Raw genomic sequence first — 22630 nt, forward strand, 5'->3', positions numbered from 1 at the left:
ATGTACATAGAAAGCGAAAAAAAAACAATAGGTAAAAGTCAAAAAGAAACTTTTGAATTTTTAAAACATGTTGAAAATTTCAAACAATTAATGCCGGAGAGCATTGAAAAATTTGAAATGTTAGCTGAAGATAGTTTTCTTTTTCAACTCAAAGGAATGCCAGCTATAAAATTAAAACTCGATAAAACGGAGCCCCATCATCTCGTAGTTTTGGCTGCTGCCAGCGACAAACTCCCATTTACACTGAAAGGAGAAATAAGCGCTATAGACGAAAATAGTTCTGAAGTGCAGCTCATTTTTGAAGGAGAATTTAACAGCATGATGGCCATGATGATTAAAAAACCAATACAAAAGTTTATAACGACTTTAAGTGAAAACCTGACTTCAATTTAACCCATATCCATTTAAGAAAGCCGGGCAATTAATTTACTTTAATTGCCTTTTTTTTATCAATCCGACTATTTCCTGATTTAATATATTAAATTTAAAGCGTTACAATTTTCATATGGATAAAGATCAATTTAATGCAATAGATAAATACGGCATTCTGGATTCCAATCAGGATTCAGGTTTTGATAGATTAGTGGAAATAGCCGCCAGGGTTTGTGAGTGCTCGCAGGCTACGCTGAGCATAGTGGATAAAGATAGATTTTGGATAAAATCGAGTTTCAATTTTGATCTCGATGAAATACCTAAAGAAGATTCATTTTGCGGCAATGCCATTCATAATCCCAATGAGATCTTCATAATTCATGATGCCTCGAAAGTGAAGACTAAGAATAGGAAAATCGATTATCTAAGGTCTAACAATATCAATTTTTATGCTGGAAAATCAATTGTAGATCCGGATGGCTATCCCATTGGCACCTTATGTGTATTTGATTCTAAAGCCAAAAAGCTAAGTTCTTCCCAGCAACACATCTTAAATCAGCTTTCACAGGAAGCTATGGACAAGATCATTTCTCACAAAGAGAGCCTAAATCTTAGGATGCTAAACAACGGTATATCCGATGGCAAAAGCCGGTTCCAGACTTTACTCAACAATACTGGGGACCTCGTTTTTCTTCTGGACTCTGATTTGAATTTTATGGAATTTTATAGAAAAGGAGATGATTTGTTTATGGAAAAAGAAAGTCTTGTAGGTAAAAATATTGAAGACATAAACCTGGATAAAAAGCTTTCGAATCAAATAAAACTGGCTGTTAAGGCAAGTAAGTTATACCAATCCAGTATTCCTGTAGAATACGAGCTAAACAGAAATGGCCAGCAGAGATGGTTTAGTATGAACGTAAATGTCATACAAAGAGAACATCATAACACCGAGATTCTATGCGTCATCAGAGAAGTAAGTGATCGCAAAAAAACAGAAGAAAAACTAAAGCTCATTAATAATTTGCTGGAGGAAGCAGAAAGCCTAGCAAAAGTAGGTGGCTGGCGTTATGATGTGAAGAAAAAAGAATTGTTCTGGACTCCTATTTTAAAAGATATTGCAGGTTTAAAAAGGGATATTCAGCCCACAATAGATGAGGCCTTATGTTTTTTCAAAGAAGGGAAAAATAAGGAATTGATGACCGAAAAAATGCTTGAGAGTATAAAATACAGCACTTCATATACCGGTGAATTTGAGATTATTAATGCTCAGAAGAAACACCTTTGGGCTCTTGTCAACATCAAACCAGAAATCGTGAATGGCGAATGCATAGGAGTTTACGGATCTTTTCAGGATATCACTGAAGTTAAAAGCACCAAAGAGAAGCTAAAGCAAGAAAGAGAACGGTTAAACAATATCATTAACGCTACCAACTTAGGGACCTGGGAATGGAATATTCAGACCGGAGAATCTTTATTTAACTCCAGATTTGTTGAGATGATGGGGTATACTCAAAATGAAATCCAATTAAACAACTCCATTGACGTCTGGAATAAATCTACACATCCGGAAGACCTTAAAAAGAGTAATCTACTCTTAAAAGAACACTTTGAAGGTCAAACAGATTTTTATCAAATTGAGTTGCGTATTAAACATAAACTGGGTCATTGGATTTGGGTGCTTGATAAAGGCAAGGTGATCTCCTGGACAAAAGATGGTAAACCCGAATGGATGTTTGGAACTCACCAGGATATCTCAGACAAGAAAGCTCTCGAAAAGGAACTCAAGCAAAACGTACAGCAGTTCAAGAATATTTTTGAACTCTCGCCTGTAGGTATAGTCATTACCGATTTTAGTTCTGGAGAATTTTTAGATGTCAATAAGGCTATGCAGGACATGATCGGATATTCTGAAAAAGAAATTCTCGGCAAAAGTATCTGGAGTATAACACCAGAAAATCAAACTTCAGCAACAGATTACCAGCAAATTCTAAAATTAAAAAATCTTAAGAAATTAGGACCATTTGAAAGAGTTCTTAAGACAAAATCCGGAGACTCCATAACAGTAGTGATCAATGGACTCATACATTTTGACAAAAATGGCAAAAGAATTGTTATTTCTACTTTACAGGATGTTACCGAGCAGAAAAAAATTGAAAAAAAATTGAAAACCTCTAAAGCTGAGGCTATTAAAGCAAGCCAGGCTAAATCTGAGTTTGTAGCCAATATGAGTCATGAAATGAGAACTCCGCTTAACGGGGTTATTGGTTTCTCCGATTTATTGATGAAAACCCCGTTGAATGAAGTGCAGTATCAGTACATGCGAACCGTCTTTCAATCGGCTCATATTCTTCTGGATTTGATAAATGATGTTCTAGATTTTTCTAAGATTGAATCAGGAAAGTTACAGCTGGATACAGAAAAAACAGATTTACTTAATATTGCTGAGGAAGTTGTTGATCTTACAAAATATGAAGCGCATAAAAAAGATTTGGAATTGATTCTTGTTGTAGATGAGAATGTGCCCGATTATGTTTGGGTGGATAGTGTAAGAATCAAGCAGATTTTAATGAATCTACTCAACAACGCTATTAAATTTACATATAAAGGTAAAGTGAAACTAAAAATTTCACTTAAAAAGAAATCCAATCATCTTTCAAATTTAGTATTTTCAGTAGAAGATACAGGTATAGGTATCGCAAAAGAAAATCAAAAGAAAATATTCAATGCCTTTATTCAAGAAGACACTTCAGTCACCAAAAAATATGGAGGCACTGGCTTGGGACTTGCTATATCAGACAAGATATTGAATTTGATGAATAGTAAACTGAAGTTAAAAAGCAAAGTCGGACAAGGAAGTCAATTTTATTTTGATGTGCTTTTACAGTCTGAATATGATGTAAATCGAAAAAATAAAAGTTTAGAAGATCTTGAAAATATTTTAGTTATTTCATCCATAGAAGAATATTTTGAGACCATCAAAAATCATTTAAAAAGGTTTGAACTCAAAACAGATCATGCTAAAGATATAGAGACTGCGTCACAGAAGATGATTGAATTTTCTCCACAGATTATTTTTATAAATCAGGAATTCTCCATTAAGCATTCTTATGAGCTGGTTTCAAAATTAAAAACACACATCAAGTCAAAAAATATTCGTTTCATATTGATCAGTAAATCAAATTCAACAGAATATTATGAAAACTTAGAGTTTAGTAAATATTTTGACCAGATACTGACAAAGCCTATTAAGAAGAGTGACCTATTAAGAATTTTAAAAAGTTCAGAAAAAAGTAAGAGTGAAGTTTCAAAAAATGAAATTAAAACAAAAAGTGTTGAAGAGACAGAAGGCCTCAAATTTTTGATTGCAGAGGATAATCTTATCAATATGGAGTTGATTAAATCTTACTTGAAAAATATTTATACCAACGTGAATATCTATGAAGCAGAGGACGGTCTAAAAGCTCTTAAACTCTTCAAAAAACACAACCCGGATATGGTTTTTTCTGACATACAGATGCCCAATATGAACGGGTATGAGCTTGCAGCATCGATCAGAGGGGAAAAAAAAGGAAAGAACATTCCCATTATTGCGATTACAGCAGGGACGATGAATGGTGCCAAAGAGAAATGCCTCGAAGCAGGTATGGATGATTATATTTCAAAACCTATACTGCAGGAGTCCATTAAAAATGTCATTTTAAAATATGCTGTTCAAGACAAAAAGCATGCTATAAAAAATACTCCTACTAATAAACAGTCGAAAAGTAGCTCCAAAAAAGATAAAGCGGGTGAGTTTAAAAAATCTCACTTGATGGAAATGATTGGACATAATGAAACATTTTTTAATGAACTTATTAGACTGGCAGATGAAACCTTAACCAAAGCTTTGGCGGATTTAAAAGATGTAGAAAATAAGCAACAACTAAAGAAGCTTGCCCATAAAATAAAAGGTACCGCTTTAAATCTCGGGGCCTCATCCTTATCTGATTGTGCTTTGGACATTGAAAAATCGAATCTTACCACTAAAAAAGAAATAGATAAACAAAAAATGAGACTTCAAGATGAGATTAAACAACTCATCGATTCATTTCCCGTACTCACCTAAATCAAAAAGATTGAATTTATGCTAAAATTGCCTATGACGTGGTAAAATTAGTCCAAAATCTAAAAATATAGTATCTCATTCTTTATGTTTGCAAAAAAAACACCGTAAATGGAAAAAGTAAAAATAAGTTTAGAAGATGTTGCGAATTTAGATTTTACAACCATTATCTGGATTGCTGCACCCGTGATGTTCACGCTGGTAGCTCTGGAATCCTACTTCAGCTATAAGCAAAACAAAAAGCTTTACGAAGGCAAAGATTTTTTGGCTTCGACCTTTATTGGAGTGGTCAATATTCTTCTTAACGGCGTGATGAAACTCGGTGTTTTTGCTTTTTTCCTGTTTTTCTACAACCTCACCCCCCTTTACATTCCCATGACCTGGTGGTCTTTTGTGCTATGTTTTATTGCTCTTGACTTCGTAAGATACTGGTCGCATAGAATTGCTCACGAGCAGCGGTTTTGGTGGTCTACACATGTAGTTCATCACAATTCTGAGTATTATAATCTCTCAACTTCTTTTAGATTATCCTGGACTCAAAACCTTAAAATCGTCTTCTTTTTACCGGTGATTTTGATGGGATTCCATCCTTTTGTGTTTTTAGTTGTTCATCAGATTGAGGTGCTTTACCAGTTCTGGATTCATACTGAATATATTAAAAAACTTCCAAAACCTATTGAATATATTTTCACAACACCGTCTCATCACCGAGTGCACCACTCCAAAAACGAACAATATTTGGATAAAAATTATGGTTCTACCTTAATTATATGGGACAGAATGTTTGGCACCTTCGCAGAAGAGGTTGAAAAACCGGTTTATGGAATCACCAAACCCATCAATACCTATAATCCTTTTATGCTCGTATTCCACGAGTGGATTGCACTTTTCAAAGATATGACCAAAGCCAGATCCATTAAGAATGCTTTACAGATGGCCTTTGGCAGTCCCGTAGATTATCACAAATCTGAAATGGAAAAGATAAAAGTTCATAAAACCAGGTTGAAAAAACAATAGTCTGATTTTATATTGAATACAATCAGTTGTTAAGGGTATTTATTTTAAATTTACAGCAAACCCTTAACACATGAAATTTAATTTAAGCTTTCTCTTTTTGTTCTGTTTTTTTGGTGCTTCTCAGGCACAAAATTCAATTCAATCTCCAGAAGAATTTTTAGGCTACAAGATTGGAACAGAATTTACGCGACATCACCAGGTTGTAGACTATTTTAATCACCTGGCTGAAAACAGTTCAAACCTTACTTATTCCGCCTACGGTAAAACAAACGAACGCAGAACCTTAAGCTATGCTGTGATTTCTTCCGAAGAAAATTTAAGTAACATTGAAGAAATCAGAATCAATAATCTCAAACAAACGGGAATCATCGAAGGAAAATCCAATCCTGAAATCGCGATTGTCTGGTTGAGTTATAATGTGCATGGCAATGAAGCTTCCAGTACAGAAGCTGCGATGCTTACGGCGTATGAGCTGGTAACCAATCGCCGAAACATTTTAGAAAATACAGTGGTCATTATAGACCCCTGTATTAATCCAGATGGTCGAGATCGTTATGTGAACTGGTACAATCAGGTCAAAGCAACTCCTTATTCTCCGTATCAGGATGCGGTAGAACACAACGAACCCTGGCCTGGAGGACGTCCCAACCACTATCTATACGACTTGAACAGGGACTGGATGTGGGCAACGCAAGTAGAGACCCAGCAGCGTTTGAAACTTTACAACCAGTGGATGCCTCATGTGCATGTCGATTTTCACGAGCAGGGCATCAATTCACCTTATTATTTTGCACCAGCCGCAGAGCCCTTTCATGAGGTGATCACAGAATTTCAAAAGGAATTCCAAACCGAAATCGGAAAAAACAATGCTGATGCTTTCGATGAGAAAGCATGGCTCTATTTTACCAGAGAGCGTTTTGATTTATTTTATCCAAGCTACGGAGATACCTACCCTACTTACAATGGGGCAATTGGTATGACTTACGAGCAGGCTGGTCATGGACGCGCTGGTCTTGGGATCAATACCGATGAAGGTTATGAATTAACTTTGGTAGATCGGGTTCAGCATCACACGCTAACCGGTTTATCTACCATTGAAATTTCTTCTGAAAATGCTGCAAGATTGAATTCTGAATTCAAGACTTACTTCAAACAATCGCCAGATTTTGATTATTACGTTCTGGCTGGCGATAAACAAAAACTGAAGGTCTTAAGTGAACTTTTCGATAAGCACGACTATCTTTATGACATTTCAACGACTAAGACTTTAAAGGGAAGCCAGGTATATGGCAATAATAAAACTTCTTTTGATGCTGAACATGCCATAGTTCTGCCTGCAGGTCAGCCAAAAGCTAAAATGCTAAGGGTTTTATTTGAAGCTGATCCAAAATTGAGCACGCCGCTTACCTACGATATTACCTCCTGGAATTTAGCCCTGGCACATGGCGTTGATGTTTATCAGGTAAATGGAGAACTCGATACCACATCTAAAAGCGAAATATTTTCCAAACAAGCTATTGAAAAAGAAACAGTCGGTTATATTTCTGAATGGAATAGCATGGCACATGCTAAATTTCTGGCAAAACTTCTCGAGCATAAGATTGATGTAAGAGCAACCACCAAAGCATTTAAGATTGAAAATCAATCTTTTGAACGCGGAAGTCTGGTCCTCACCAAAACCAACAACAAACAAGCTGATTTTGATTCCTTAGTCATTGCATTAGCCAGTGCATTTGAAATTGAACTGAAAGCTGCAACAACCGGTTTTTCAGATACAGGTACAGATTTTGGCTCACCGGACATCAAGAAAATTCATCCACAGCGCATCGCTGTTTTAAGGGGCGAAGGAACTTCCTCACTAAGCTACGGTTCACTTTGGTATTTCTTTGAACAGGAATTAAATTATCCAATTATATCCATCTCTACAGATGATTTCAGCAGTATAGATTTAAACGACTATGATGTACTGGTCCTTCCCAACGGAAGTTACTCTTCCGCTTTAAATCAGAAAAAATTTGAAGATGTCACAGATTGGGTCAAAAGCGGAGGGAAAATCATCGCTATAGCAAATGCCTTATCCACTTTTGAAGGTAAAAAAGGTTTTGGTTTGGAAAAAGTAGAAACCGAAAAAGACAGTACAGATACCAACCTCATTTCTTATGCCCAACGGGAAAAAGAACGCACCAAGGACAATATTACGGGAGCCATTTTTGAGGTGAGAGTGGATAACACACATCCGCTTGCTTTCGGCTACGAGGACACCTATGCCACTCTAAAAACGAGTTCTGCAGCTTATCAATATCTCAAAAAAGGCTACAATGTGGCTTATTTAGAAGATTCTCCTAGACCTTTAAGTGGTTTTTCAGGGGAAAAAGCCACAGAAAAAATCTCAAATTCTTTAGTTTTTGGAGAACAGCGACTCGGGCGTGGCAGCATCATTTATATGGTAGATGATGTGATGTTCCGTTCGTTTTGGGAAAACGGTAAACTCTTTTTTGTGAATGCCCTGTTTATGGTCAACAACAGGAGCCAGGAATTCAGGTAAGCTATCCCCGGCAGTTAAACTTATGAACAAAAGCCCAAAGTTTGAGACTTTGGCCTTTTGTAGTATACTGAAAATTAATCTAAGTTGATTGTACTATAATTAGCTGATAATGAAAGTATTTGGGCATCATTCGTCTGACCTGCACTGGTGTAAATCACATCCTCAAAGCTTTTGGACATCTTCAGGTCTAGATCAGTATTCATATTGAATTTGGAATTGGAAGATTTAGCATAGAATCTATAACTTGTATTTTTGGGGAGTTTGAGGTTAGCTGTGGATTTTTCCAATTGAATATCGATTAGAAAAAAGTCAGGGTCGATCTTATCTATAAATAATTTGCCATAAGAACCATTAATAAGCCCCTGGTCTTTAAGATGTTTAATGCTTAATTCAGACATTTTGGACCTCACATTAAGTTTATTCACATCTCCTAATTCAACCTTTTTGGAATACACAAGATTTAAACTTAACTGGTCTGCCGAATCTACTCGCAAAGTGGAGTACTTCATGTTGATCTCTGAGTTTTTTCCTGACAGGTCTTTCAGTTTAAAATCGGAATATCTAAGATTAGCGGTCAAGTCTTTCATGGCGTCTGCATCGAGCTTAGAATGCCTTAAATCGACTTCAAACCTGGCCGATTGTGGCACTTTGATTTCTATAACTTTCTTTACAGAACTTTCAGAAATTGAATTTCCATAATCTTCTTTTAAGTCTTGAAACATATCCTGAGCTACATCTCTAAAGGTTTTGATATAAATTTTTAAAGAGTCCAAATCCGAATGAAAACTCATCAGAGAGTCCTTCAGGAATTGATCTTTCCATACCATCATTTCTTTTCTGAAATTATTCATTTCATCTTTAAAGTCAGTGGAATTCAGTTGTTGCTTAAACTTTTCCAGGTAAGCTTTTCCTTCCTCCTTAAAGGCTAAATAATCAAAGTCAAATTCCAAAGCTGGTCCCGGTGGCATTGGCGGCCTTGGCGAACTCATATTTGGCTTTGGGGATTTAGGCGGCTTTGGAGATTGAATAAATGTAAAGTTTCTTACACCTGGATTGTTTGCAGATGAAACCTCTACCCTATTGCTATTTCCAAGCACCTTGACTTCATGAACATCAAAAAGTTCACTGGCCTCTTTTTCGCCAAACGTCTCACTGGATAAAGTCGTCTTTACCTCCACCTTATTTTTATTCCAGGTAGTCACTACAACTTCAGCATGAGACACATCCAGTGTAATGACAGGATTTGTCTCCACATCAAAAGTTTCGAGGGTTTCGCGTTTACTTTGAGCCAATCCCAGGAGTGGCAGTAAAAAAATAATCATTAATTTATAGCTGATACGTTTGGTCTTTTTCATGATTAAGGGTTTTAAGTTCGTTTAATTTGAGTTTTAAATTTTGAAGCAATTCAAGTCTCAACTGAAGATTTTCTATCATGGCGTCTATGATTAATTTATTATATCCATGGGTTTGTAAGTCTTTGCTTAATTTTTTGTAATCCTTTTCAATTTTTTCTAATTCATCCAAGTAGGAAAAAGCAACGTCTTCATAATTTCCATATTCCAAAGTCGCCAGTTCATAATTTATAGAGGTTTTAAAGAAGGTCTCTAAATTGCCTAACTCTGGTGATATGTCATTCAAATCAACTGTTTCATCAGCAATTGTGCTGGTATTGGATATTGGTGAAGCATTTGGAAACCAATACGTAGAAATTAAAATCCCGAGAATAAGGACAGCTGCTATTCTTTGTATCCACAGACTTTGACCTGCGCTTTTATCAGGTTCTGGCCCGAGTTTCATTTGAAAACGTTCGAGATGTCCTTCAGGCATTTTGAGTTGGTTCTCTGTGTATTTAAAATCCTTACGCAAATCTTTCATCTGTAAAATTTTAGTATTTTAAAGCGATCCTATGTATTCGCCACAGGGCACTCTGCTTGTACGTGTCTAGTGGTTATGACTCATTTCATAGCCTTTCATTTTTAATTGCTCTTTCAACATGTTTTTACCTCTGTGGAGTTGAGTTCGCGATGCATTGACAGAAACTTCCAGAATTTCAGAAATTTCCTCGTGATCGTAGCCTTCCATCAAATAAAGCTTGAGGACTACACTATATTTTTCAGGCAATTTGTCAATTGCCCTTTTAATATGGTTTACTTCCAGATGTTCCTCTACGTCCCAGTTATCATCGTTTTCAATGCTTAAATTCGGAACCTGATCCAGACACAGATCAAATGTTCTCTTGCGGAGAAAATCTATACTTTGATGAATTACGATCTGCTTCAACCAGGCCCCAAAGCTTGAACTGCCATCGTATCTTCTTAAATTCGAAAAGGCTTTTATAAAAGCTTCCTGAGTGACATCTTGAGCCGTATCCATATCTTTTACATATCTGTAAGCTATAGTTAACATGGCATCACAATAGGAGTTGTAAAGCTTCAGCTGAGCTTTTCTGTTTCCCTTTAAACTTTCTTCTATAAGTTTGGCTGTGAACAAATTCAGTAGAGATAAATTAAATGGCTTCACTATAAATACGTTTGAAAATCTCTGGCGTTACAAAACGAGTGATAAAAATCAATATTAGGGCTAAAATACTGAAATATAGCTTATTGAAATGGTGAGACCAACTGAGTTTTTTCAATAAAAAAAGCTGCTTGATCGCTCAAACAGCCTTTTTATATTAAATCTTAAATTGGATTTAAGCGTGTTGTAAATCGTGTTTTCCTTCATAAATCTCTTCAACCATTTTCGCATTGAAGGCTGGAAGATCGTCAGGATTTCTAGAGGTTACTAAAGCTTCATCTACGACTACTTCTTTGTCAACCCAAAGTGCTCCTGCATTTTTGAGGTCTTTTTGGATAGAACTGAAAGAAGTCATTGTCCTGCCTTCTACGACTTCGGCCTCAATCAAAGTCCAGGCAGCGTGACAAATGGCGCCGACGGGCTTACTTTGCTTAAAGAAGTCTCTGACAAATACCAAAACATCTTCGTTTCTTCTGAGCTGATCTGGATTCATTACACCCCCTGGCAAAACCAAGGCATTGTAATCTTTGGCACTCACCTCTTTGACGGTATAATCAACTTCGATTTCACCAGACCAGTCAGTTCCTTCCCAGCCCTTTATTTTTCCTTTTTCAAGACTTATTACATCTACCTGAAAATCTTCATTTTCCAAGGCTTGTTTAGGTGAAAATAATTCACTTTTTTCAAATCCGTTGGTGGCTAATATTGCTATTCTCTTCTTCATGATTTTATGATTTATGGTTCTATTAAATATAAAATACCTACTAACGAAAGTCTATTAAGGCCATTATAAAAAAAGTAGGGTTAAAGTTAAACTTTATTAATTCCTAAAAACAAGCAGCGTATGAAGCCATTTCTTGTTTTCATTTTGTGTCATATTTATTTTTGTACTGAAAATCCTTCTCAAACTCAGCAAAAAATAAATTATTAATAGTATTTAACTTAATTTCTCTAATATTTAGTTTCATTTTAATCAAATTCGAAAACACTTTAAATAACTTTGAAGTGAATAGTTAAAAACAAACGTAAATGCAAAATATATTAGTGATTGGAGCAAATGGAAAAACGGGAAGAATTATTTCTAAAATCCTGAGAGACTCTTCAGGTTTTAAACCCTTTGCCATGATAAGAAAAGAAATTCAAAAGCCTTATTTTGAAAATCTAGGTATAGAAACAAGAATAGGAGATTTAGAGGAAGATTTTTCCGACGCTTTTAAAGGTATGGATAAAGTCATTTTCGCTGCTGGTTCCGGTGGTGAAACCAGCGATAAAAAAACTACAGAGGTAGACCAAAAAGGGGCTATTAGGGCCATAGAATTAGCTGAAGCTCACAAGCTTCAAAAGTTTGTCATGTTAAGTTCTATGGGGACAGATGCTCCAAGTCGAGTTGATGGCCTTGAACATTATTTAAGAGCAAAAAAAGCTGCTGACGATTTCCTAAGAGAATCCAAATTGGTTTATACTATTGTTCAGCCAGGTGGACTCACAGAAAAGCAAGGTAATGAACGCGTCGAAATTGCCAAACATCTAAATAAGCAGGGGCAAATTCCTAGAGAAGATGTTGCGAAAGCTCTGGTTTATGCCCTGGAACTCGAACGCACTAAAAATACTTCTTTTGAAATGATTTCCGGAGATAAGGACCTCAAAGGACAAATGAAAAATTATAGATAAATTTAATCTACCCGAAGTTTAAGCTTCGGGTTTTTTATTATGAAAGAATTTTGGAACGAAAGATTTTCTAAAGATGAATTTATTTATGGAAAAAAGCCCAATTCCTTTTTAAAATCTGAAATAGATAAAATCAGCAAAAGAGGTATTGCTCTATTCCCTTTAGAGGGTGAAGGCAGAAATGCCTGCTATGCTGCTAAACAAGGATGGGAAGTAGAAGCTTTTGACTTCTCTGAAGCTGGAAAAAACAAGGCTATGAGCTTGTGTAATTCTCAAGACGTATCAATTTCCTACGACATTAATAAAGCTGAAGATTTTAAATTTGAAGAAAACAAATATGATCTTATTGCTCTTATTTATGCACATCTAAATCCGGAACTCAGGAAAAAATTTCATAAAAATGTATTCAAATCCTTAAAACCGGAAGGTAAAGTTATTGTGGAAGCATTTCATCCCAATCAACTTACAGGTGACTACAAGTCTGGTGGACCAAAAAATAGGGAAATGCTTTACTCCTTAGACATGCTTGAGAAGGATTTCCGAGACTTAGCAGAGAGTCAGGGTGAAGAACTGGAGATAGATTTAAATGAAGGTCAATTTCACAGGGGCAAAGGTTTTATAACTCGGTTCACGGGCGTTAAATAAACAGCTAAATTATAGTTTATCACTGTCTTTTCAAGTTAATAATAGTAATTTCGATTCCTAAAGAATATTACTTATGCCAAATGTTTACCTTTTAACGATTTCGATTTTAATTTCGATAAGTTGTCTAAGTCAAGATAAAAAAATACCAAGATTTGATTTTGATAATTATGAGTTCCCTAAAGCAATTATAGTTCAGGTCGAAAATAAAAACAAAGCAAAGCTTAAGCAAAATATTCAAAACTGGCTTTCAGTTCACTACTCAAAATCTACATTATTAGAATGTCAATATTTAGAGGATACGTTTATTATAAAAGCAAAAGTGGACCAGTTGATAGAGGTGAAAAATTTGACATCCGAAGTAAGGTATAACCTTAGAATTTCCCTTAGAGATAGTAAGTACAGGCTAGAAATCACCTCCTTAAGGTATAAATATTATACAGAATATAGACCAATATCCAACATCAACCTCATCATGGATGAGGTTATTAAAAAAGATTTGGATGAAAGCCGTTCTATCTTATCTTCTTTTTTTAATAACTTAAACTTAGAGTTATACGAATCTGTTACACGCGATTCTAGTGATTGGTGAAGAACAAACTCAAAAGTTATTAATGTTTTATTGAATTAATGATGCAAACATTCAAATAATCTACTATTATTGCTTTAAATATAAGTAGATTGCTCTTCAGGGTTTTCTCCATAAAAAACTGGCAGACAAATATTTACAGCGTTTTCAAAAGCTCATAATCCCTATTTCTTTTTCTTTTTCATTATTATTGCTTTTATATCTTAATTATTGTTACTAATATTGTAATACTAGTTCTACAAACAAAATTTCATTAGCCAGAATTGTCGCTTTGAATTTAGCTCTTGTAGACATTGTAATAAAATATTAGCTAATGAAAACAAAACTACTCCCTACATTTTTTACTGGATGTCTACTTATAGCTGGTTTTGTTTCAATAAACCCTGCTAAAAAAGTCGTGAATTCTATTGATGAATATGCTTTTTTGGATACAAAAAAAGAGGCTGTTGAAAAACCTACTCAGCAGATCAAAGCTGTAAATTCTTTTTTTGAAATTTTCACCGACCAGACTTCAACTGCTTTTAATACCCCGGATTTAGAGATGAATAACGTCTTAGGAGCTGGTGGATACAATATCGAAGTTCAAAATGGTATTAAAACCTTTTTAAGGTGTACAAATGATATATCATTCAACGGAACATTCGATTTTTTTGATCCAGAAGAATCATCTTATCCAGCTGGAACAACTTATTTTATAGACTGGGGGGATGGAAGTACCAGCAATCAGGTTGAATCTCACACTTATAGCTCTGGTTTATATACTCTTTCTTACACGGTTAAACTACCTGATGGAACCAAAAACACAAACGAATTTAGAGTTTTTGTAGGCATACAGCCGCCCGTGGTTTATGTTCAACTAACAGAAAGCGAAAATTGTTTGCCTGATGAATATGAATATACTGTTACTGTAAGTAATAATACTCCTGGTACAACTTATACAATTTCAATTAATGATGGTTCTCCAGATATAGTTTTAAATTCTTCGGATTATCCCATTGGAACCGGATTCTCTGAAACTTTCACGCATGTCTTTTTGGATACTTCTTGTGACAGCACTTCAACTATAAATGGTACGCCATATGAAAATTCTTTTTCAATAACTGTTAATGCCTCAAACCCCTGTTCTGCCCAGGGAAATTTTGTTTCCGTTGGTCCGATAAGAGTTTCTGAACCAACAAAAGCAGATTTTATACTTCCATCAGAAATAGCCTGTGTGAATTCTTTAGTCGATTTTACAGATATTTCAGAAGGAGGAACTAATACTTCTTCTTCTGGCTGTGATGAGGATTACAGCAGATATTGGGAAATTTCTCCAGTTGGAGGATCTACAATTTCTACAGGTCAACTAGGTAGCGACAATGGAACTGATGACAGGTTTTCTTGGACTGACGGGTCTGAAGTTTTAGGAGTTATATTTGATACACCTGGATATTATGATATTACGTTAGTGACAAGAAATAATTGTGGTGAGACTTTTAAGACTCAGACAATATGTATCATACCAGAAGTTATATCTGAGTTCACAGTAAGCGAAGACGAAGCTTGTTTTGAAGACGATCAAATTGTATCTACCACAAATACTTCTCAGGCCTCCGGTTGTGATATAGAGCCAACATACGAATGGAAAGTAGAAAGAGAAAACCCAGACTGCCCGCAAGATGGTCCACCTATTGATCCAAGTTGGGAATTTGTAAATGGAACCGGTCCTGAAGATGAAGAGCCTGAATTTAGATTTTTAGCTCCGGGGATCTACACTATTCGTCTGGAAGTTTTCGTTCAGGATATTTTGCCTGGGGAAAAATGTCGAGATGATGTTTTTGAAAGAGTGATTACAATTAAAGATAGACCCAGGGCTGATTTGGAAGATCTTAGTGTTTGTCAAGACGAAGCATTCACAATAGACCCTAAAGTATACGACTGCTACTCTACTGATGGGACAACTTATTCTTGGGATTTTGGAGCATCTCCTCCTGCATCTATATCAAGTTCTACAGATCCAAATCCTTCTATTTCCTATACTACTCCGGGTAATTATACCTATGATTTAACCATAACTAACGAATGTGGTTCCAATACTTACACTGGTAACATAGAAGTCTTGGTCCCTGCAGATGTTCAGGCAAACGGACCAACAGAAATTTGTGTTGATGGAAGTATTCAACTCAATGGAACCATTTCTGGAGGTACTGGAAATTGGGAATGGAAAGCAAACGTTAAAGGAGGAACATTTTCTCCAGATGCTCAGGACTTGAACCCCGTTTACACTCCACCTGCTGGATATACAGGAGGCATCACCTTTACATTAGAGTCAGACAATTCTGGCACGTTGTGCTCTGAGCAAAAAGATGATCATTATGTAGAAGTTTTAGAAGCACCTGAAGTTGACGCAGGAAATTATGAACCACTTTGTATTGATGATACAATTTCTTTGAATGGCAGCTTTGGAGGTTCTGCCTCAAGCATTACCTGGACGTCTTCAGACGGAGGAAGCTTTTCAAACCCGGCAGATCCCAATTCAACTTTTACTCCTCCACCTGGCTTTGTAGGCACTTTAACTCTTACTATAACCACAGACGATCCTGCGGGTTCATGTACTGAAACTTCAGATTCTGTGGATTTAGAAGTGCTTCCTTTAGGTCAAGTAGAACCAATACCAGATCTAGAGGTTTGCAACACAGAAGAGGTTTCTGAAATTGTTTTTAGTTCGCCAAATACCTCAAATACAACAGATTTTGAATGGGTAATCGATGAAAATATTGGTTTGAATCCTCAGAGTGGAACAGGTAATATACCAAGTTTCACTGCTGAAAATTTAACTGAAAATCCTATCGTTGCTACAGTCACTGTAAGACCGATTATAAATTCTGGTAACACAAATTGTGAAGGAACTCCAGAAACATTTACGATTACAGTAAATCCTGCTCCTCTCCTCTTAGACACCACTATTGATTTATGTAATGGTGACCCTTTAAATCATATTCCAAATTCTTCTGGCGGTAATTTTATTCCAACAGGAACCACCTATATCTGGGATGCTCCAGTAAGCAGTCCATCGGGTGCCGTAACTGGAGGTTCTGCAGAAAGCACTCCCCAAACCAGTATTTCTCAATCTATCGAAAACTCAACCACAGAAGCGGCAAGTATAGTTTATACTGTTACTCCTGTTTTAGGCGGTTGTAAAGGAGCACCTTTCACCCTAACCGTAAATTTCCCTGAAGAACCTATCATACAGGATATCAATAGAGAAGTATGTAGTGGCGAAGCATTTTCAGTTGAACCAGACGAAAATTTAAGCGGCAATCAAATTCCTGCAGGAACTCAATACACCTGGGGATTACCAACCATAAATCCCGCTGGATCACTTACAGGAGCCACTGCTGAAACTAGCCCGGTTAAAACCGGAGATCAGCAACTCATAAATACAACCAGCTCAACTTCAACAGCTGTATATACTGTCATTCCTGTGGTGAATGGTTGCCAAGGTGATGCTTTTACAGTTACTGTAAATGTGAAGCCAGAACCAGTTATTGATGATTTCAATCGTATTATTTGTAGTGATGACACTTTTAGGGTTTCACCAAAAGATATTTTACCAAATAGAGTTCCAACTGGCACCCAATATACCTGGGAAACTCCTACAGTTTCTCAACCTGGAGCAATTTCAGGATATACACTAGCTACAATGCCTGAGGAAGAAATTGTACAAACACTTGTGAACACTAGCAGTGAAGATGTCATGGTGACTTATGAAGTTTTCCCTGTATGTGATGGCTGTGCAGGAGATCCATTTATAATTGAAGTCCTTGTTGAACCCAAAGTCTTTATTGAAGATACCACGGAGAATATTTGTAGTGACGGGACTTTTACAGTAGAACCAAAGAATGTTGGAAATAACATAATTCCTTTGAATACTACTTACACCTGGAGTGAGCCGGTAAGCAACCCGCCCGGAGCAATTACAGGGGGGTCTGCAGAAACCACGCCTCAAACCGAGATTAGCCAAAACCTGACTAATACATCAGAGAATATAGCCACCCTCACTTATACCGTCACCCCACAATCCGAGAATTGCGCAGGTGAACCATTCATTATTGAAATTGTAGTGGAAAGTTCTGGTAAGATTAAAGAACAACCTTTAGCTTTTCAATCCCTATGTGAAGGAGGACAAATTTCTCCTTTAGGAGTTGAGCTGGAAAGTGGCGAATCTACTTCTACCACCTACCAGTGGTTCACTAATACAAGCTCAACAAATACAGGAGGCACTGCAATTCCCGGAGCCACAGAGGCAACTTATCTTCCTCCAGCATTCGATGTTCCAGGTACTTACTATTATTATGTTGTCGTCAGTCCAGAAGGCGACCAGTGTGGAGATGTCATAAGCCAGGTTTCTGAAGTTGAAGTTTTAGAAGATCCTGGGATAGATGTACAGCAATTAAATAACCAGGATTTATGTGTTGATGCTTTCGCCGATGAGTTGAGTGTGGAAGTCTCAGGGGGCTTAGGCCAGTTTAATTACCAATGGTTCGTTAATGATACCGCAGACACAACAACAGGTACTGCAATCCCTAATGAAACCAGTTCAAACTTCACACCACCAACAGATGCAGTGGGAACTTTTTATTATTATGTAAGCATAACTCAAAATACTCCTGGATGTGAAACTGTGAGCGATCCTGCAAGGATTAGAATTGAACCTCAGCCTCTTATCAATCAACATCCTCAGTCGGAAAAACTTTGCCTGGATGCAACACCAAATCTACTTTCGGTCAATGTCAATTTCAGTTTAGGAAATCCTTCGTATCAATGGTTTGAAAATGATGACCAAAGCAATCTGGGAGGGACGGCATTAACGGGAGAAACCCAATCCACTTTCTTACCTCCTGCTGATGTTGCTGGTGAATACTTTTATTATGTGGTCGTTAGTTTTGATAATTCTACCTGTGGTCCATTAGTCTCTGATCCTGCGACTATTTCTGTGGTTCCTTTTGCAGAAATTAATCCAATAGAAGATTTAGAAGTATGTCACGGGGATGAGGTAGATGTAGCCAATTTTTCGACTACCAATCCAACAATGATTACCACCTTCAACTGGACCAATTCCAATGCTGAAATAGGTCTAGCAGCAAGTGGAAGCGGAAACCTTCCAACTTTCACTGCTACGAATACCACTGGTGTAACTCAAACCGCCATTATCACAGTTACTTCTCAAAGCATTTTCGATGGTGATCCCTGCGGGCAAAATACTACAGAATTTGAGATTACTGTTCCATCAGAAGTTGTTGATAATGCTGTAATTTCAGATTTCAATGGCAACCAAACCAGTTGTTTTGACGCTAATGATGGGAGTATACAGATAAGTCCGTCAGGAGGAATTTCAAGATCAAATAATCAGCCTTATTTATTCAGCTGGACGGGGCCCAATGGTTTTAGTTCTAATCAAGAAGATATTTTCAATTTAAAACAAGGGACCTATAACTTAGAAATCACTGATGGATTTGGTTGTATATACGACTTTACTTATGAAATTGAAGCACCCGAAGAACTTATTGTGACTGAAGATGCTGTCTTAAATTTACAATGCCATGGAGACTTTACTGGCAAGATTCTTATTTCCCCTTCCGGCGGGACAGGAAGTTATTCCTATTTATGGCTGAAAAACGGCATGCTTATATCCACCACTCAAGATCTCGAAAATATCGGTGCTGGTTATTATACTGTCATCATAACAGATCAAAATAATTGTACAGTAATTGAAGATTTTGAAGTTACTGAACCTTCCCCTATACGGATTGAAATTTTAGAAAAAACAGCATTGGTTTGCACCGACCTGATCAGTATTCCAAAAAACGCCAACTCCAAAGCTAAAGTCGATGAATTCAATGGGTTTATCAATATCGATGTTCAAGGAGGAACACCTCTTCAAACTGGAGCAAATGAATTTAAATATCAATATGAATGGAGAAATGCTGTAGACCAAATCATTTCAACAGAAAAGAATTTAACTGGCGTAGGACCAGGGCTCTATAAAGTAAATGTATATGATAACCTAACCTGTTTAGCATCAAAAGAGGTTGAATTGATTATGCCCGATCCCATAGATATTACAATCGACTCGAAAGATGAAACTTGTGCATTTAACGAGGATGGTTTTATTTCTCTGGATATTGAGGGAGGAACGACACCATACAACATCGTATGGAATCATGGTGAAACCGGCCCTACACTTACAAACCTGGCTCCAGGCACTTACACAGCCAATATTTCTGATAAGTATAACTGTGACGAAGTTGTAAGTGTTGAAATTAAAGGAGTAAATGCTTTAGACCTGGCTTTTAGTTCTGAGAATATTAGTTGTTATAATGCTGCCGACGGTTTTGTAAGTGTGGAGGTTGATGGAGGCCGGAAATTAGACAATGGTTCTTATGATTATCAATGGACTGGTCCTAATGGGTTTACAAGTACAGAACCAATTTTAAATAATCTTGATGCTGGAACATATTCTCTAATAGTTTCAGATGCTAGCAACTGTTCTGTCGATTTAGATCTTGTTATTGAAGAACCTCTACCCCTTGATATTAGGTTTCAAACGACCCAAGCCAATTGCTTTGGTATTGATGATGGTACAATAAGTCTTTTTGTAGAAGGTGGAACTCCACCCTATACTTCGAATTTTGGCCCTGGAGACTCTACATTCCTTTTTGAAGGTCTAGAACCAGGCGTATATGATATAGAAGTCATGGATAGTAATGGCTGTATGAAAGTCTTGGAAATTGAAATTAAACAAGATTATATTAATGAAATAGCAGCTCCTGTTGGAGAGTCTGTTCAAGATTTTTGCATAGAGGATCAACCGTCCTTGAGAGATATCAATGTCAGTGGTATGGACATCAAATGGTATTTATCTCCTACCGATGATGAAACTCTTCCGGAAAATTATCTGATAACAGAGAATACAGTTTTGTATGCCAGAAATTACGATGAAAACTTGAATTGTCTGAGCAGTGAAACCCTCATAGTACAGGTCAATATCATCGAAGGTATAATTGACGTCAACAATTTTATAACATTAAATGGAAATAATTTAAATGAAAAATTGAATGTTATAAATATTGAATTATTCCCTGAAAATGAGATGAAAATATATAATCGATATGGTAAGTTAGTTTGGGAAACTACTGGTTATAACAATACGAATAATGCCTTCAGAGGGGCATCAAATGTAGGTGGAACAATCAATCAATCCAACTTTTTACCAACCGGCACCTACTTCTATATTTTGAACTACAGATCACCCTGTAAGAATGATACAAAAAAAGGTTTTGTACAAATTGATAATAATATTTAATGATACAACTTTTGAAAAACATATCCATGGCTCTGATTTTAAGTCTAGGCTTTTTAGGGCAGGCTCAAACCGATGTTAAGTTATCAAATTTTGTTTTCGCACCATTGATTTATAATCCGGCCTACGCCGGAAGTTCTGATGGTTATAGTGCCACTGGGTTTTATACATCGCAGTGGGTTGGGTTTGATGGAGCTCCAGAAACTCTTATACTTACCGGACATGATAGAATAGGGCTCACAAATCTAGGTGCAGGATTTGATATTATGAGTGATAAAATAGGAGCAAGCAGAGAAAATAAAGTCGCTGGAAATATTTCATATCACTTGAGATTATCACAAAACTGGCTGCTTTCTGCAGGAGTAAAATTTGGCGTTAAAAACTATGCTATAGATTATAATTTACTTTCCATTGAAGATCAAAATGAATTTGGAAATCCCTTTGGAGATTTATCGAGAACTAGTCTTATTTTTGGGACTGGTGTTTTCTTGCATAGAGAAAACTTTTTTATCGGTGTATCAATCCCAAACTTTCTAACCACCAGTTATATAGATGACTTCCGGAACACTTTAGCCAATACAACACCAAATTATTATTTGACTACAGGTTATAGATTTGAACTTGAAAGAGAGGTTTATCTTCAACCTACCCTAATGACTCGTATAGCCAACGGGGCTCCTTACAGTGCTTTAGTTTCTTTTAATCTAGATTGGAAAGACAAAATGTTTGCAAGTGTTAATTATGAACATAATGTGACAGCAGGCGCCTTTTTTGGCATCCGTATCATGGATCAAATAATGGTTGGATATTCCTACGACACCTCTATTACTACTTTCGCACAATACAATGGAGGTATTCATTCACTCATGATCAACTTCAGAGCAAAAGAGCGGTATAGGAGAGATCGATGTGGATGTTTTACTTATTAATATTAATGACCAAAAAGCTTTATTCTTATCTTGTCTTCAAAATCTCAGTGGAAAAACTCTGCAGGGATTTTTTTTAAAAAGGGTTTTATAAATTAGATTTGTAAGTTATTCACTATTAAAACTAATGGAAAATATACAAACTAAGCAGGAAGAATTTTGGAACACGCTTACACATGGCATAGGATTATTTTTAGCTTTCATTGGTATTTCGATTTTATTTTTCACTGCTGAGTTTCATAACAACTACCTTAACCTTGGCCTTGGTCTTTATGCCTTATCCTTAATTTTACTGTACGCAGCTTCAACCGGCTATCATTATGTTTCAAATAACAAATTGAAACGCCAATTAAGAGTTCTGGATCACATTAGCATATACTTCCTTATAGCCGGAACCTACAGCCCTATCGTTCTTACTCTTTTGAAAGACAGCCATGGAATATTGCTTTTTTACGCCGTTTGGGGAATTACTTTCGTTGGCACCATTTTAAAACTTTTTTTTACGGGCAAGTTTGAAAAACTATCACTTCTACTCTATCTGTTAATGGGTTGGCTAATCATTTTTGATATAGTAGCTGTTTTCGAAAATTTCACAAACCTAGAACTTGTATTGCTTGCGCTTGGGGGTTTATTTTACAGCATCGGTATTTATTTTTACGTCAAAACCACATTGGCCTTTAATCATGTGATCTGGCATGTTTTTGTTATGCTTGGAAGCTTGAGCCATTTTTTAATGATTTACTTTTCAGTAGCAAGAACATAATCTTAATTTGAAAATGTAAGCTGTCCCCCTCTGTACATGACCTCTAAGGTCTATAAATTCAGAAAAAATAACTGACCTGTAATTGAGAAAATAAACCTAGGTTAAATTTGTCTTAGAGTTTATAGATTTCAAGGTAACACAGAGACA

14 protein-coding genes are annotated in these 22630 nt (G+C 36.3%); 10 read left to right on the forward strand and 4 right to left on the reverse strand.

What is annotated here, in order from left to right:
* From BLP81_RS07575 to BLP81_RS07590, 4 genes are all read left to right on the forward strand, one after another.
* A complete protein-coding gene (locus BLP81_RS07575) occupies nucleotides 1-393 on the forward strand; it encodes an orotate phosphoribosyltransferase (RefSeq protein WP_093367846.1) in 393 nt (130 codons plus the stop codon).
* 112 nt (nucleotides 394-505) lie between these two features.
* Nucleotides 506-4477, forward strand: a complete 3972-nt coding sequence (locus BLP81_RS07580; protein WP_093367847.1) for a PAS domain S-box protein — start codon at nucleotides 506-508, stop codon at nucleotides 4475-4477.
* A 108-nt stretch (nucleotides 4478-4585) separates the two neighbouring features.
* The gene (locus BLP81_RS07585; protein ID WP_093367848.1) at nucleotides 4586-5491 is read left to right on the forward strand and encodes a sterol desaturase family protein; all 906 of its coding nucleotides are present in this window, start codon (nucleotides 4586-4588) and stop codon (nucleotides 5489-5491) included.
* 70 nt (nucleotides 5492-5561) lie between these two features.
* Complete coding sequence (locus tag BLP81_RS07590) at nucleotides 5562-8036, forward strand: M14 family metallopeptidase (protein WP_093367849.1); 2475 nt, start codon at nucleotides 5562-5564, stop codon at nucleotides 8034-8036.
* A gap of 74 nt (nucleotides 8037-8110) precedes the next feature.
* Here the strand turns inward: BLP81_RS07590 and BLP81_RS07595 are convergent, their stop codons facing one another.
* The 4 genes from BLP81_RS07595 to BLP81_RS07610 all read right to left on the reverse strand — a co-directional run bounded on the left by BLP81_RS07595 (nucleotide 8111) and on the right by BLP81_RS07610 (nucleotide 11277).
* A complete protein-coding gene (locus BLP81_RS07595) occupies nucleotides 8111-9391 on the reverse strand; it encodes a hypothetical protein (protein WP_093367850.1) in 1281 nt (426 codons plus the stop codon).
* Nucleotides 9363-9911, reverse strand: coding sequence for a hypothetical protein (locus tag BLP81_RS07600; protein ID WP_093367851.1), 549 nt, complete (start codon nucleotides 9909-9911; stop codon nucleotides 9363-9365). Before BLP81_RS07600 ends, BLP81_RS07595 begins: the two co-directional genes overlap by 29 nt.
* A 66-nt stretch (nucleotides 9912-9977) precedes the next feature.
* Nucleotides 9978-10556: an RNA polymerase sigma factor gene (locus BLP81_RS07605; protein WP_245686430.1), complete on the reverse strand. Its 579-nt coding sequence runs from the start codon at nucleotides 10554-10556 to the stop codon at nucleotides 9978-9980.
* Nucleotides 10557-10728: 172 nt separating this feature from the next.
* Complete coding sequence (locus BLP81_RS07610; RefSeq protein ID WP_093367853.1) at nucleotides 10729-11277, reverse strand: type 1 glutamine amidotransferase domain-containing protein; 549 nt, start codon at nucleotides 11275-11277, stop codon at nucleotides 10729-10731.
* A gap of 305 nt (nucleotides 11278-11582) precedes the next feature.
* Here BLP81_RS07610 and BLP81_RS07615 point away from each other — a divergent pair, with 305 nt between their 5' ends.
* From BLP81_RS07615 to trhA, 6 genes are all read left to right on the forward strand, one after another.
* Entirely contained in the window at nucleotides 11583-12224 is a 642-nt protein-coding gene (locus BLP81_RS07615; RefSeq protein WP_093367854.1) for an SDR family oxidoreductase, read from the forward strand.
* A 39-nt stretch (nucleotides 12225-12263) separates the two neighbouring features.
* On the forward strand, nucleotides 12264-12866 hold the full coding sequence (locus tag BLP81_RS07620) for a class I SAM-dependent methyltransferase (RefSeq protein ID WP_093367855.1): 603 nt from the start codon (nucleotides 12264-12266) through the stop codon (nucleotides 12864-12866).
* Between the two features lie 73 nt (nucleotides 12867-12939).
* Complete coding sequence (locus BLP81_RS07625; protein WP_093367856.1) at nucleotides 12940-13455, forward strand: DUF4468 domain-containing protein; 516 nt, start codon at nucleotides 12940-12942, stop codon at nucleotides 13453-13455.
* Between the two features lie 310 nt (nucleotides 13456-13765).
* A complete protein-coding gene (locus tag BLP81_RS07630) occupies nucleotides 13766-20797 on the forward strand; it encodes a PKD-like domain-containing protein (RefSeq protein WP_093367857.1) in 7032 nt (2343 codons plus the stop codon).
* Nucleotides 20797-21723, forward strand: coding sequence for a PorP/SprF family type IX secretion system membrane protein (locus BLP81_RS07635; protein ID WP_093367858.1), 927 nt, complete (start codon nucleotides 20797-20799; stop codon nucleotides 21721-21723). Before BLP81_RS07630 ends, BLP81_RS07635 begins: the two co-directional genes overlap by 1 nt.
* A 124-nt stretch (nucleotides 21724-21847) precedes the next feature.
* A complete protein-coding gene (gene trhA / locus BLP81_RS07640; RefSeq protein ID WP_093367859.1) occupies nucleotides 21848-22483 on the forward strand; it encodes a PAQR family membrane homeostasis protein TrhA in 636 nt (211 codons plus the stop codon).
* The last annotated feature ends 147 nt before the right edge of the window (nucleotides 22484-22630 follow it).

It is taken from the genome of Psychroflexus sediminis, from assembly GCF_900099815.1.
Classification (GTDB): Bacteria; Bacteroidota; Bacteroidia; order Flavobacteriales; family Flavobacteriaceae; genus Psychroflexus; species Psychroflexus sediminis.

Bases quoted from the DNA above. Each gene is read 5' to 3' on its own strand.
- BLP81_RS07615 (WP_093367854.1), top strand. From the start codon at position 11,583: ATGCAAAATATATTAGTGATTGGAGCAAATGGAAAAACGGGAAGAATT.
- BLP81_RS07575 (WP_093367846.1), top strand. From the start codon at position 1: ATGTACATAGAAAGCGAAAAAAAAACAATAGGTAAAAGTCAAAAAGAA.
- BLP81_RS07580 (WP_093367847.1), top strand. From the start codon at position 506: ATGGATAAAGATCAATTTAATGCAATAGATAAATACGGCATTCTGGAT.
- trhA (WP_093367859.1), top strand. From the start codon at position 21,848: ATGGAAAATATACAAACTAAGCAGGAAGAATTTTGGAACACGCTTACA.
- BLP81_RS07600 (WP_093367851.1), bottom strand. From the start codon at position 9,911: ATGAAAGATTTGCGTAAGGATTTTAAATACACAGAGAACCAACTCAAA.
- BLP81_RS07630 (WP_093367857.1), top strand. From the start codon at position 13,766: ATGAAAACAAAACTACTCCCTACATTTTTTACTGGATGTCTACTTATA.
- BLP81_RS07590 (WP_093367849.1), top strand. From the start codon at position 5,562: ATGAAATTTAATTTAAGCTTTCTCTTTTTGTTCTGTTTTTTTGGTGCT.
- BLP81_RS07610 (WP_093367853.1), bottom strand. From the start codon at position 11,277: ATGAAGAAGAGAATAGCAATATTAGCCACCAACGGATTTGAAAAAAGT.
- BLP81_RS07620 (WP_093367855.1), top strand. From the start codon at position 12,264: ATGAAAGAATTTTGGAACGAAAGATTTTCTAAAGATGAATTTATTTAT.
- BLP81_RS07635 (WP_093367858.1), top strand. From the start codon at position 20,797: ATGATACAACTTTTGAAAAACATATCCATGGCTCTGATTTTAAGTCTA.
- BLP81_RS07625 (WP_093367856.1), top strand. From the start codon at position 12,940: ATGCCAAATGTTTACCTTTTAACGATTTCGATTTTAATTTCGATAAGT.
- BLP81_RS07585 (WP_093367848.1), top strand. From the start codon at position 4,586: ATGGAAAAAGTAAAAATAAGTTTAGAAGATGTTGCGAATTTAGATTTT.
- BLP81_RS07595 (WP_093367850.1), bottom strand. From the start codon at position 9,391: ATGAAAAAGACCAAACGTATCAGCTATAAATTAATGATTATTTTTTTA.